At 38.0% G+C, this 14,779-nt stretch carries 8 protein-coding genes; 1 reads left to right on the forward strand and 7 read right to left on the reverse strand.

What is annotated here, in order from left to right:
* Position 1: 1 nt before the first annotated feature.
* Together MKY14_RS23915 and MKY14_RS23920 are read right to left on the reverse strand one after the other, a co-directional pair.
* Positions 2-2,611 (reverse strand): hypothetical protein, encoded by a 2,610-nt coding sequence (locus MKY14_RS23915; RefSeq protein ID WP_340977515.1) that lies wholly within the window; start codon positions 2,609-2,611, stop codon positions 2-4.
* Complete coding sequence (locus MKY14_RS23920; RefSeq protein WP_340977517.1) at positions 2,608-5,691, reverse strand: UvrD-helicase domain-containing protein; 3,084 nt, start codon at positions 5,689-5,691, stop codon at positions 2,608-2,610. Before MKY14_RS23920 ends, MKY14_RS23915 begins: the two co-directional genes overlap by 4 nt.
* Before the next feature lie 218 nt (positions 5,692-5,909).
* Here MKY14_RS23920 and MKY14_RS23925 point away from each other — a divergent pair, with 218 nt between their 5' ends.
* A complete protein-coding gene (locus tag MKY14_RS23925; protein ID WP_280753625.1) occupies positions 5,910-6,824 on the forward strand; it encodes an HNH endonuclease in 915 nt (304 codons plus the stop codon).
* Between the two features lie 36 nt (positions 6,825-6,860).
* On the opposite strand, the gene MKY14_RS23930 is transcribed toward MKY14_RS23925, so the two are convergent.
* The 5 genes from MKY14_RS23930 to MKY14_RS23950 all read right to left on the reverse strand — a co-directional run bounded on the left by MKY14_RS23930 (position 6,861) and on the right by MKY14_RS23950 (position 14,721).
* Entirely contained in the window at positions 6,861-7,526 is a 666-nt protein-coding gene (locus MKY14_RS23930) for a hypothetical protein (protein ID WP_280753624.1), read from the reverse strand.
* 186 nt (positions 7,527-7,712) lie between these two features.
* Entirely contained in the window at positions 7,713-9,554 is a 1,842-nt protein-coding gene (locus MKY14_RS23935; protein WP_280753623.1) for an AIPR family protein, read from the reverse strand.
* Positions 9,555-9,569: 15 nt separating this feature from the next.
* A complete protein-coding gene (locus MKY14_RS23940) occupies positions 9,570-10,580 on the reverse strand; it encodes a PD-(D/E)XK motif protein (protein WP_280753622.1) in 1,011 nt (336 codons plus the stop codon).
* A 24-nt stretch (positions 10,581-10,604) separates the two neighbouring features.
* On the reverse strand, positions 10,605-13,253 hold the full coding sequence (locus MKY14_RS23945; RefSeq protein WP_280753621.1) for a Z1 domain-containing protein: 2,649 nt from the start codon (positions 13,251-13,253) through the stop codon (positions 10,605-10,607).
* Positions 13,246-14,721 (reverse strand): ATP-binding protein, encoded by a 1,476-nt coding sequence (locus MKY14_RS23950; protein ID WP_280753620.1) that lies wholly within the window; start codon positions 14,719-14,721, stop codon positions 13,246-13,248. The genes MKY14_RS23945 and MKY14_RS23950 overlap by 8 nt, the downstream gene beginning before the upstream one ends.
* Between the last annotated feature and the right edge of the window lie 58 nt (positions 14,722-14,779).

Consider the following 14,779-nt stretch of genomic DNA (forward strand, 5'->3'; position numbering starts at 1 on the left):
GTTATTTATTCTCCTTACGCAAATCTATTGGGAACACGGCGTCGCTGCAGTAGTCGATATGCGGGCAGAAGCGGCAGCCATATCCAGGTTTTGCAGGCAGCATCTGATTTTCTGCAGCCTCAATTTCGCCGACTATACTTTCAAGGGAAGCCTTCGTCTCATCAAATAATTCATCTCTATCTTCTTTTTTAAATCCAGGGAATTGGAAATTTTTACGAGTTTCCGTGTATGAATAAGTTTCAGATACTACTGTCTTTTCCCCTGGCCTACCTAGCCTGTACTGAAATACTTTTTTCACTGAGAACTGCTTTTTAAAATCAAGCCACTGTGGAAATAATGGACTCACTTCTTGTAGAACAGTTCCAAAATCAACATTGGCCCCTCTTCTTACAACACGGACAATTTCTGAGAACATAAATTGGTGTATGAAATCATTTGAAAACGTTGGATATTCATCTGTAATGTAGCTGTAATAAAAGCGTTTTGGGCATGACTTATACTCAGCAAGGAAATCTTGGAAACCCAATGTTTCCCAAGCAGCTGCTATCTCATTCGGATGGATCGATTCTTGAGAAAAATCATAAAGCGGTAAGGGAGATCCAGTATCTGCTGATGCTACCGTAAAACTGACCGCTTGCAAACCAAGCTGTTTTATATACAGTGCTGGCTGCAGTTCATCCTGATCCAATATATTTTTAATCCACGATAATTTTAACTGCTGTGGTGATAGATTCAGCGCAATGAAAAATAAATAACGTGAAATAGACTTATTCGCACGACTGCGAATGGTAAGCAGCTCAAGAGCAGTATGCTGTTCACTTAACAGCTCAAAGGTTTCAGGTTGTAGCGGCCAAGGGATGCTTTGTCCCCCAAGAGGTAATGAATTCTCATCAAGTCCTGTCAGGTAGATGGCATGATCTTGAGGCTTAAACATTTCTCCGTCAATTTCTATAAATCCACTAATATAGTTTTCATCCTCATCATCAAGCTTACCGCTCAAATAAAAATGCAGCGCTGTTTGGATATCATCATATAAAAACTCCGAATCATCCTGAATGTGATCAAGCTTCTGCCCAAGCTCTTGGATTAATAACTTTTCATTTTCATCTGCAATAAGGGAAACTCCTTGGCCATGTGTTTTTAAAATGTCCTTTAAACGCTTGAAATGAACATCGATAGTATTCTTCGATTCAGACTGGTCAAATAAAGCCTTAGTCATCGTCTGAATACTTTCAATAAACATCTTCACCTGCTTCACACGGTCATGCGGCACGGCAAAATGGCTAATTTTCGCAAAAGGACTGCGCATACTGCGGAGAATGCGATTTTCCTCGCCTATCGGGAATGCCTTTTCAATGATCATACCCTGTTCAATGAGCTGTTCTAACCGAGAGATCCAGCTTTTTATCTCTGTGCAGCCTTCCAAATAAGGGAACAGCTGCTGCAGATCATATGTGTAATCTTGAGCATTATTACTTAAAGATTTGCCGGTTAACCAGCCCGATGAAAACAGATCCGTCAAAATTTCATCTGTTAAATCCAGTTGCCCATTATTATAAATTTGATGCAGGCTCACTAAAAAACGACCAATCGGATAGGATAAAAAATTTCGCTTTTTTGGATTTAACTCAGGGTAATAAGATAGGAGCAGTTCATTGAGTTGCTTTGCATTCGGCGATATAATATTAGGAGCAACGGCCTTATTATCCTGTTCACTATCAATTGGGAAGTTCGGCAAAATTACATCATGTAAAAAATCAAAAAAAGATGCGTAACCCGTGATAGCCTCTGCCAATTCCTCCGGCTTATTCGGCTTGTTTTCATACGCTGATAGAAACGTCCGTGCACTTTTCGTTGTATCTTCCGGAGTTGCAGAGTCGTATATCCACTCTTCAGGAGACGGCCAGCCGAAACGATCTGTTACAAACGCCTTTATAAAATTAAAGGTATTGGTATAGCGGCCATCAAAGTAATGGAAAAAGGTAATCCGAATCTGCGTCTTACGCAAATTTTCTAATATAATCTGCTGTTCCGGTGTGACAAAGTAAAAACCGTGCAGCACAATATGAATATCGCCATTGATTTGGATATCAGGCTCTTTACACAACCTGCTGATGGCTTTTTGTATAGAAGTTATTAATATAGGCCGGTCTAATGTTTGATAATGTCCTTGACTTGGTGCATCTTCTTTGATGAAGCTGTCCCAAACCTTCTTAAACACACGCTCTTTTTCTGTTTTTAGCCAACCATCCTGTAATGCTGGAGGCTTGATATTCGCTTCCACAAAAAAACGAATGCTATCCAAGATATCCATTGCATTTAAGCGAAACGCCTGTTTTAACTCCAACTGGACATCCGTTAAATTAGCAATAATTCCCGATAAGCGTAAATACTGCTGGAATTTTGTTTCGCCACTATACCAATTGGGATACAAACTTTTTATAAATTCACGGAAGGAATATATATGCTTTAAATCGTGACCGTAGCAAGCTTTTATTCCTTTCCTCTGATTATTTGTAGCACAAATATGAATGGCATCTGGAAAGGATGCATACTGTGGATGCTGTGCCCATTCCTTAGGCTGTGAGTAAGTATGCACTTTTACATTCATTGGAACGCCTCCAATCCACCGCTCTTTAAGATATAAGCCCAACTTTCATTAGAGAACTTCTTACGAATTGGCATCGTAATGTACACACGCTGCATTGCTCTTGTGAGTGCAACATATAGTAATCGCGTTTCTTCCTTAAGTTGCTCTTTGTCTTCGTACTCTTTTAAATCCTCGAAATGACTATTGATATGTGGTTTATCAGGCTGCTTTTTATCCCAGGTAATCTTCCAACCAAATCTTCGCTGTGCTCTTTTTTCAGTTTGCTCAGAAGCTTCCTCCAAGAAGTACTGCTGCTCAACCGCATTAAACGGGGTATCGGTAATGGGCAAGAACACTGTATGATATTCAAGTCCTTTTGAACGGTGGACTGTTGTTATTTCTACCTGGGCTTTGTCCTGCTCCAGTAGCGGCTCATTTTCAGTGCGGTTCGTTTTAATTTGAAGCTCCAGCCAATCACGCAAGATTTGAAGTGTGACATGTTGAGATGAAAAATTCCTCTCTATTAATACCATTAGATGCTGCAAATTTTTTGTATACCGCAGTACAGCAAGCTCAATCTCTTCCTTTGAAGGAGCAGTCTCTTTGTTTGCATGAAACAGCTGCTGCTCTAAATACTGAGGTAAACGCGCAAACAGCTTTTTGTCATATATAATTTTTTGAATGACCGTCATTGGCGACAGCGTACGTAATAGCAGCACATACTGTTTAAACTCATTCTCGGTACGATCATGAATAAATGACGTAATACTCTCCTTATGGCCGCCAAAAGGTATAACCACGTGATGCGGCACAGCATATCCAAAATAGGGCGTTTGCAGAGCGTTTAATAAAAACTTCGGCTCATGCGAATACAATAAACCATCAAGCAAAGCCTTTAAGTGGAGTACAGGCGGACTAATAAAGAACGTACCATCTAAATTTTCAGATGTCGGAATGTTTTTGGATACACAGTATTCTTTAATTTTCTTGGCTTGACGATTAGTTCGGACGATAAAAGCAATTTTATCCTTTTTATCCGGCAGCGTCGCTAAAGCTTTTTCAAAATCGTTCTTATAATCTTTTGACACATGCCAATCATTATTCGGAAACTGCGCCGGTTTATTACTTTGTAACCGATCTGTTATTTCGTAGGTCAGCCAGCCTTCCTTATGCCAGCGTTCAAACAATTGATGCATTTTATCTAAAAGAGAAGCCGAGCTCCGATAGTTAAGCTGTAATTCGGTCTTTTCGTATGTAGCACCCGTAGTTGCATTCTGCAGTTCCAGGAATGACTTGTAATCAGCGCCGCGAAATCGATAGATGGCCTGCTTCACATCCCCTACTACAAACAACCGATACTGCAGATAGGTTTGTAAGCTGGCTAATAGTTCAATTTGCACAGAATCACTATCCTGAAACTCATCAACGAATATAAAATGATCCTTCGACAGTTGCTTCATTATATCCCTGCTGTTTGTAAGCAGCTTAAGCTTTCGGATTAAATCACCCATCGTGATTTTGTTGTCCGCTCGCTTTAATTCATCTAAACGCGTCTCACATTGGCTGAAAATATATTTGAGCACTTCTTGGATAAGTGCGGACTCTTCGGCTGACGCATCGCCCCAATCAATCTTCTTTATTTCGTCGGCCGTCAAACCCTTCTTCTCCATCTCTTCCCACATGTCGTATACAAGATCAATAAACTCATAATCCATCACTTTTATTTTCAAAAACTCTTCAATAGGTCGTGTGGAAAAATACTGATCCATCAATTCATGGATAATTCTTTTCTTCTCAAATTTATAGCTTCCGAGTTGAACGTTTTGGCCATAGCCCATCTCATGAGCGAGCTGCTTTAAAATAAAACGTGCAAATGAGTGAATGGTACTGATTTGCATATCCTTTACATCCTCAGCGAACTGTAAGAAACGCGTTTGCCCGGTAAGGTTGTATAGAGTAATAAATTTATTCTCCAAACGCTTTTTCATTTCATTTGTAGAGGCATTGGTAAAAGTAATCATCGTAACGAGCTTTAACGGAATATCACCATTCATCAATAAAAATAAGATACGGTCAATCATTACATGTGTTTTTCCGGTACCTGCTCCGGCCGTAATGATTTGATTTTCGCCAATGGGCTGATGAATTGCTTTGTACTGTCCACCATTGAAGCTGGGGAAATGTTCAGCCAGCTGTTCGAGCAGGTCCTTTGTAACATGTTCACCGTCAACGAAGCAGTTTGAAAGAATAGGATTCTTAGTAGAACTCTCAGATTTATAAACATCAAAATGAAACTCTTTTTTATGCTTTTCATAGTCAGCAATGTCGGACAGATCTAAATTATTGTAGGTCAACAAATAAACTTTTGTACCATTACGTAAAGCGTTGGAAATATCGTTCTTGTACCCTTCAAAATTCTGAGTCGTCTGCACGATATATAGATGAGAGAAAGACGAACGTGATCCCAGTACAACTTTCTGTGCCTTCGTTGTTTGAATACCAAGTTCTTCCGAAACCTTCATTAGTTCAAGATTTTTTAGTTTCCCTTTAGCCTCTGACAAAGCAAAATTTTGGAGTTTCCGTAATAATTGGCTCAAATCTGTTAAGTCCTCTTTAAATAGAGGGAGAGGCACATTGATTTGCTTATGGAATCCGCGTTCCTGCCACTGCTTTTCGGATATATAAGGAAGGGCAACAAATACACGCTTACTTAAACGGCGATAGAGAAGTGGATCCTTCTCTAAATGATTACATAACATATGCAGCTGATTTTCTGCTTGTTTATATGGATTTCCTTGTGCCTCATAGAAATTGGTATACGACCATTGATGCCCCTGAATCGACGTAATTTGGTCAATCTTGATTCCTTTAACTTCTATAACACAAACGCCCAAGAGCTCATTGATAATTAAAATATCAATCTCTCGTCGCCCAGCTCCATTTGAAAAGAACATTGGAAACTGATGAATAGCCAAGGTCGTTTGCTGATCAAAAGCCTGAGAAATCGCATTCCATACAGAAAGCTCTGCATCTAAACCAGGTGCATCCTTCAGTGTAGTCGGTATAAACATGAATAGTCCTCTTTCATTTAGGGATAACATATCAGTAAAAGTCCTATTAAAAATATATATTATTAAAGTGGAGGATTGCACTTATATTGAACTGGATAGCAAAGTATTTCCTCAACTAATCATACATATTTTGTATACAATCGTACATGACTATAGTACTATATATATCGTCATAATACGATTTATTCTTAGCTTTTATCCCTTTTAGCATGGAATTTTTTACAAATATTATGTGGATGGTGGATATATTGGAAGTAACTCATGAGGGTATATTAAAAAAGTTTGAATTTCTCAAGGGGAATTTGATAGTTGGTAAAGCAGGTATAAAAGGTGCTAATTCTGAAGAACGGCTACCACCAGATCAACATGTTCCTGAAACACATATCCTTCATAACTTGGTAAGAGGATTCTATAAACCAGCTGGTAAGCCATATATCTTATCCTATCAAGCCACAGAATCTAGCAAAAACTACGGTAAACAAATAATTTGGAACGATGAAAGCGAAACCGAGTTTTTACATATCGAGATGGCTCCGCCTGACAAAGAAAACGATCCTAGCAAAAAAAGTGATATTGCAGCTGCACGCTATAATCTCAATCATAATATTCCCATTGGCATACTACACAAAATAAAAAAAGGCCATAATCGTATGCTCGGCCTTGGTATTATTACATCAGAGCGGGATGATGGGGTTTTCATAGTTGAACCCTATTCATTAAAAGATAGTTCTTTGCACCCATTAGAACAATTGAAAAGATTGATAAAAAACGAGGAAATTAACACGAATTTTGTAGCTGAAGTAGTCCAAAGACGAGGTCAGGCAATATTTAAAAAGAAATTGTTAGAGGACTCCGCTAAATGTGCTATCTGTGGAATGGATGAACCATCACTGTTAATTGCTAGCCATATTAAACCGTGGAAGTATAGCTCTGATTTTGAAAGACTCAATAAATTTAATGGATTATTGTTATGTCCAAATCATGATAAATTATTTGATCAAGGACTTATAACCTTTACTGATGAGGGGAATGTCATCATTTCAAGTTTCCTAACACCGAAAACAAAAAACAAGTTAGGATTAACTGAAAATTCATGGATTCATTTAGATGAGGCTCATAAAAAATACTTGTTGTGGCATAGAGAAAATTGCTTTAAAGCATAGACGGGTAACAATGACTTTTCTCGATCACGCGACGGCTTAGTGAGAATCAGGTGCCCGCGAAAGAAAATCAATACAGTACCTTGATAATGGGCAGTCTGTTGAGTGTGGATTTTTAGCGTTGCATACTAGGCCTGCAAGGTCGAGCACTGCTAAATTAGCCGCCCTGGTTGTTTCCATTCCCTCAAAGTGAGCCCTAATATTAGATGCTAACTCTTTGTCCATTCGAGGTCTAGGATTCTTTGATGTATAACCGAAATACCTTGTAAATAGCCGAATAACATTAGTATCAATTGGAACAACCGGCTGGTCAAAAGCATAGCAAAGTACGGCATTTGCAATATAATCGCCAATTCCAGGAAGCTGTCTTAACTTATTATAATCATTCGGAACCTTACCATCATGATGGTTGCAGATAATCTCAGCTGTTTTTATTAATCTTGATGCACGGTACTTTAGTCCAATAGGGGCTATGATTGCTTCCAATGATAAAATACTCGCCTTCGCTAATTCGCTTATATTGGGGTAATTAAGCAACAGCTGCTCATATACTTCTTCGACTTTACGTACATGGGTCTGCTGTAGCAGAAACTCGGCTATCAACACATGATACGGGTCTTTTGTATTGCGCCAAGGAAATTGATGACGCCCATATTCGGTATACCATGTCAGCAGTTCTGCCCAAAAGAAAGAATCTTTACTCATCCCATCACCTATTTAATGTTTTCTATATCTTATATTCTTACCCATTTAGCCGGCATACATAATATTCAACCAATAAATCAAATCGTATGCAGCTCACTTATCAAATAAGAAAACACTCAATACCCTACCATTAGAAAGATAGTTGAGTGTTTTAATTAATAAAGCAGTAAGCCCTTCTAATCAGAATCAGATGATATTACTCAGCTGCTTCGTATATCCATCCTTGAACTGCACCCAGCATGCTTCCTGTTTAGCCCATTGGGTTACGTTTCTATCGCCCGCAGAGTCACGAAGGAAGTATAATGCCTTGTTAGCAATAATCATTATCGCTTCATCCCATTTATCAGATAATGCTTGACGATTCCATACATCAATTAAGTCTATTTTGTTTCCATATATATGATGAAGCATAGCCACTGTATAATATATTACATTTGCTCTATACCCCTGCAGTCTCATGGATTCCACAATATTAGTCACATGGAAATTAATAATCGTCCTTGCTATTAGTTGTTGATAGACTTCAAGGGTGACTTCACTCAGTGGAATGACTTCATCATTATCATCCTTATCGTATTTCCAATACTGTTTGTTTTGCTCCATAAACCGTTTAAAGGCTTCTTCTCCACCTTTACTTGAAACGTGAGGAAAACCTTCACATGACATGAAATATTTGGCTAAGTCAACTTTAATAATAGCCTTTTCACTGGGGTAATGCTTTTTAAATTCATTCTGTTCCTTACCACGTTTTCGTCTATTTAAATCTACTGCATATTGACCTCTCGCACGTTCAAAATACCACTTACTCTCTGATTTTCTCCCATCATTTGAAGGAATCCAGGTATTTCTTGACAATTTTTCTAGTTCGGACATAAATCTTGAATTGGCCAACAAGTCAGACTTGTTAATTTTATTCTGAGTATTGGCATACTCCGAAATACTTGATACCATTTCATCTTCAAGGAGCTGCTGATCTTTTTCTTGGTTTGCTTCAACATGCAGAATAGTCAATTTAGCCTGAACATACACATCCGTTAAATCTACATCACTCTTATAGGCCTGGTGAATGGATGCTGTCGTCTGTCCACCATTCACAATTTGCCATCCAGTCAACCCTTTGATACGATAAAGGTTAATATCTCCATTTATTCTCTCGATGTCACCTGATCGAGCCACACTAGAGATTCCATTATTATAACTGACAAACATGCGCCGTTCTTTCGGGTCCTTTAGAGTTTTCAGTATCCCCTTATTAGTTCCACCTTTAGCCTGCAGAAAAGATCGTACATTTCGCTCAACGAGTTTGGACCCCCATTGGTCGTAAGCTTTTGCCAGTAAGCCTGCAGGTATAAATCCTACATAACATGTAAAATAATTCTGTTCGCCTTCATATTGAGACCCGGGGACAAACATCATCTCAAACGACTGTCCCAAGTCCTGCTCAAAATCAATATGGATCGTTTGGACTCCTTGTTCAGCTAAAATGATTTGAAGTATGCGATCTATGTCCCACACCTGAACATTTACCGTTTCTATTCCAGGGATCGACAGCTCAATTGGTTTATTGGCATTATAGAACATATTGGTCAGTACAAATATATTCACTTCATCGATAGCATTAATATTTTCTGATATCAATACAGCCAATTCTCTAGCTTGCAGAGATTGATCAATAGTGTGAGCTAATGTTTTAGCGTTCGTAATAAAGCGTTTAGCTTGATTGGCTAATTCCGTCAGCATCGTCATATTTATTGAAAGTAAATCCTGTTCATTTTGTTCAAAGTTATAATCAGCTACATATAGATCAAGAACGTGCTGACTTTCGTCATATGTGTAAGCATTCACAGCGATTTTTTTGGAGGTATCTATATATGGAGGAATTAATATATCGGGATCATCATCCCTTTCCATATACTGAAGCATCTTTTCAAGAAAAGGGACTCGATATACCCCTGTTTTTGCCGCTTTTTCTTCTACTTCTTCAAGAAATTCCTTCAGGAATTCACTTTTCTGTCTATTCTCTAACATTTAAATGATCCCCCATTACAAATCAAATACCTCATCAACTTCTCTTTCGAATTCCATACAATGTGTAAGATCTATGCTGTAACTAACATGAGAAATCCCTTTTGGCAAATCCTCCTGCAAAATCCTTGGGAAGTTCGTCGCGGCTTCGTATACCTCTACTTTATCTACAAAAAAGAAATCATCCGTATAATCTTCTTCTTTAAATCTTAAATCCTCTAACAGATCATTAAACTTTAATAGCATTCGGTCAGAGCGACTTGCAATATGGTTTCGAACCTCGTTTACAAGTGCTTGTAAAGAAACACCATGAGTCTTACTTGGTTCTATAAAGCATACATAGAGATAAATACTCGATACTGCATTTGTAAGCCTTAACTGATTTTCATTTGAAATTTTAATTGTTTTGGTTAACTTATTTATTGCCGTCTTAATCTCTACGCCGCGATTAGATTGCTTAAAATCAATTCGCCCACTGGTTGGTCCTTCCCACTGTTCTATAATAAGTGGGGGAGCCGTGGGAAAACGATTAAGCCAGTCTTGTATATACCACAATTCGCCGAAAAGTCCCCGCTGCTGTTCCTCAGTTAGTTTACGGTAACCACCTTTTTGAAAAAACACGCGCCATCTGTCAAGTACCTTGTATACTACTGTAAATACCGATTCACTCTGTTCCCTGGCTATCAAATGATCCACAACATTCTGCAGTACAACCTCAAAAATATCTGTACCATGTTCTGACTCTTGTCGTAAAACCAGATAATAATGCCCTTTTAATAATGCCAGTTTTTCATAATACTCAATTTTGATAGATAAACCTCGCCACTTTGGAAGTGCCTTAAGCTGGTCCGGTTCCCAAGGTTCAAATCCCAAATCGATATACAACTGCCTATTCATATTCACAGTATCTATTCCTGCAAAAAGAATGGGACTTTCCGCCGTAAGAACCCTCAGTTTATAAACTTCTTGCTGAGACTGGCTATTTAATTCTTTAATCATTTGCTCGAATTCTAATTTAAGATTCAACATATATTCCTCACTCTATTAGAATACTTATTTTATTGTTTTGTTCACTTCATAAATTTTAGAATCATCTATCAATGAGTCCGGGAATGAGATCGCAATACCAATTGGGACCATTTTCTCGCTAAAGGTAAAACTAAGGGATTCGAATACTTTTACTTTAGGATGAAGCGGGTAGATTAGAAGCATGCCTTTTTCTTTTGGCCTCAGCTTTCGAATATCTTGTTTGTCCTTCATATTCTTTATCGCGGCTTGATCGAGATCTATGAATTCCTGCCGCGAAGCAACTATAGCGCGTATATCAATTTTAGCATGCCCTTGGTTGTTATACTCTTCTGCCTTAACCCCACGTACCACTGCAGAATCAATCTTAAATTTCCCAAATTGTACTGGGAATTTTTCAAGACCACTTTTATCCCTTGGTTCACCTTCAACCACTGCTACTGTCCAATGTAAAAGCTCTCCATTTTCATTAACTCGACGGATATAATTCACAATTTTTCCGCTGTCAACCTTATCAGCGCCTTGACTCGTCTTGTATTCCGATAGAAAATTCAACACAGTATTTACTTCCACTTCCGGAACCATATAATAACCAGTTTTACCTGATCCAATATGCGTTTTCGTAAATTTTGAAGAGAGTTCACTAATAAAGTTCTCAGTCACTTTCATGTTGTGAGAAAAAAAAGTTTCCTTATTTTCATAGATACGAGTTTGCTGCAGGGTTAGTCGATAAATTATATTTGTTATTGCAGCATTTTTCATTTTTAATGGACTCGTTAAGGTCATAGTTGGATGACTTAACATTTTTACTGCGTATTCCAATGGAGTCTTATTTGCTAGTGCCAACCTGTCAAATTCTTTTCGTAGTTCAATCATTGCAATAGCTAGGTGTTCAAAATTCGAAGCAATTTCTGCGGTTGTGTATATTCTGCACAAGTCCATATAACCTTTCCGATATCCAAACCAACGCCCCATCTGCATTAAAGTGTCATACATCAACGTATTTCTAAAATAGTAAGTTATACTAAGTCCCTCGAGTGTGAGTCCCCGTGACAGCTTATCTCCACCCACTGCAATTACGTTTAAACCATCCTCTTTGTATTGATGGTAGTCTAACGCATCTTTGCTATTTCCATTAATTTCAAAAACACGAACCTTTTTTGAGCTCTCTCTCAGCTCCTGATAAACCTCTTCCCAGCTAAATTCCTGAATATAACCAGGCCATTCCCTGCTTGTCGGAATAACATCTTCCTCATAAATCCATTTAATTGCTTCAACAATTTCACTATTTTTGTTATAGTGGATCTGTTTTGTAATTTCCTTAAATACTTTATCCACACCGTCTTTTACACTTGACTGAACATCTTTAAAACGAGAGGTATGAATGAGCATCGAGTTATGCTTGTTCCTCTGGCCTCGAAGATTTCTTACAGCAATAGTTAAAAGAAATCTCAAGATGGACTCTTCCATTTGCGGAGGAACCTCTTCAAATTTACCGGCATCCCCTTTTGTTTTAATTCCAGTAAAGACTTCTATATCTGGATCCCTCAAAGGACGAATCAAACTTGGACGTGGATCGTCCGACTCTTCTTCAACATTAAAGAATTCTTCAGGACCACAATACTCTTTAGGCTTGAGGAGACCGACAAGAAAATCTTTAGGATATAAATCCTTACCTTCCTCTTCTGTTTTAGCTTCAGCACTTATTAATAGATTAGCAAACGGGGTTGCTGTGTAGCCTACATAACACCTTCTATTAAAAACTTCTAAAATTTGGCGGATTAACTTATTAATCGTCTTTGGATCTTCATCCTGTTTAGAGGTGTCAACAGATGCCTGATCTGCTTCATCATCAACTATTAAAACAGGAATATCTAATTTAAATAAGCTCTTTTGATACTCAAGTTGATTTTTCAGTGATTCTAGGACAATACTATTTTTTTTCACAACCATAAGAGTTCTTTGATTTAAGTTAAAAATACCACTCGGTTCAGATGAAATATCACGTTCAACTGTAGTCCATGTTGAAATAATATGATTAGGTGTATTAGCATGGATTTGGGCTACTCCAACCGGTTTGCCCTCTCTATCGACTCTGCTACCTATCACTTCTTCATCCAACCTAAGCTGAGTCTGTGCTCTTAGATCATTATGGACACCTGAAAGTACAATCACTAATTTATATCCAACATCGAAAGCTTTATTAATGAGTCCTGTAAAATTAGCAGTCTTTCCGGACTGAACGTACCCTAATACAAGACCCCGTTTGTCAAAAGAATGGTTTTCATTTGGGTTACCCAAAGACCGCATGATTTCATTTGTTGAATCATCGATAGAGTCAACAGCCTCTTGGTCCCAATGCTTAACTCTTAATAGATAATCTCTGTAACGTGTCCAAAAAAATGCTCCCAAAAGTAATTTGGAACTGTACCAGCCACTCACTCCTTCTAGACGTAATACAGGAGTCTTTATAATGTCAAAGTTAACATTATATTTCATATACATTTCTAAAGACCACTGTTCGATCAGACTCGCCTCTACTTTTAGCCCCTGTATTACGAGCTTTGCTAAATCCACTGCTTGTTCAGCTGCTTTTTCTTGGCTAGGAAAGACTGATCTTAAATTCATATAATTAGTTGCAAATGTTTGCTCAAAAAGGCCTCTTGCCTCATTCATAACTGACACTCGCCTCTTCCACAATTGATTTCAACGTTATGCGATTTAGACCATCAAATGCTGGTTGAGTAATAAGTGCATCTAATAGCTGTTGTTGATTTTGAACAACATGGAGCTTAATTAAAGTAGAAGAGAATTGGACAACTAAATCTTTCATAGCGTCGGTGACCATTTGAATGATTTCCTCCGCCACTTTTGGCGAGTCAATAATATTACTAGGTGATCCCAACTGGACAAATTTCAAATACATATTAAGCAGTTTTGAGGTTTCGTCATCTATTCTGTTCTGAATTTCTGATAACATAGGATGATTTCTGTTTACAATAAATCGAAGCCCTTCGTCACTACCCGATAACTCCCATGTATTGAGACTCCCTTTAAAAGTTTGGTTAGAATGGGAACTTTGAGTCCTAAAATAAAAGATATCTCGGGAAATTTTACGAACAAATTTCGCTATTGATTCAAGTCTTATTTTTGCGTTGTCCGGTGGAATCACAGCTGACTTTTTTATATCTACCTGCCAATCATCATCTGCCGTATTTGGTAAGTCTATACGAATTCTTGCCAGCTGGGATGAAGTATCCTTTTGCAACATTCCCAACCAATCTCCGTAATGCAGCAGTCTGTTTTCACGATAAATATAAAAACCTTGATGATCTCGCCATCCTCTATTGCCCCCAGCTCTTTTATATTCTTGTTCATTTAAAAATGAGGCATGAGGTAGTACATAGTATTTAGCTCTTATTCTGTTTCCATTGATGTTCAAAACCTGAGTTTCACCTTCTAAAGTAGAAGAATGTTTAGTCATAAAAGGATCCCAAGGATCAAGAACGTTTTCGTTTAAGATAATCTGAACATTATTATGTTCAATGATTGAGTGAAAAACAAACTCTAAGTGATTATGTATCCGCCGAACTTTGTTAAAAAAACTTTGTGTATGTATTGCATTTTCAGTCCCCGCTCCCATGAAACGATCCAGCTTATCTATACAAATAACAGTGCCACTATCTCCTTCAATATCAATCATTAACTCCCTAATTTCATCTGGGATCTTCGTGAATAGCTGCCATTCATTACATTGGGACACATGATCAAGATCCCAACACCGTTGTGCATAATCCCCGTTGTATTTGGTAAGTACACTTAACCGTTTACCCAGAGAAAATGAGGCAGTCTTGAGTCCCATACCAAATCTTCCAAGTTCATTGGGTTGTCTACTTTCACGTGGATCTTTCGAGCCTATATTCATAGCCATTTGGAGCATTTCTTCATCCATGCCAGAACCGTTATCTGAAATAATTATTGCCCCATCGTTTCTTAAACACTTAAATTCTAATACAATCTTACTTGCCTTTGCGTCAATGCTATTATCTACCAAATCTGCTATTGCAGTTCCAGCATTATATCCTAATGAACGGAGCGCTTGGATAACAGGTGTAGCAGATGGCTGAGTTACAATTATATTCATATGGTTACCCCCCATTTTCAGGATATTTATAACTACAATAAGCAATTGCCTAAGAGAA

Source organism: Paenibacillus sp. FSL R5-0887 (assembly GCF_038002305.1).
Classification (GTDB): domain Bacteria; phylum Bacillota; class Bacilli; order Paenibacillales; family Paenibacillaceae; genus Paenibacillus_AQ; species Paenibacillus_AQ odorifer.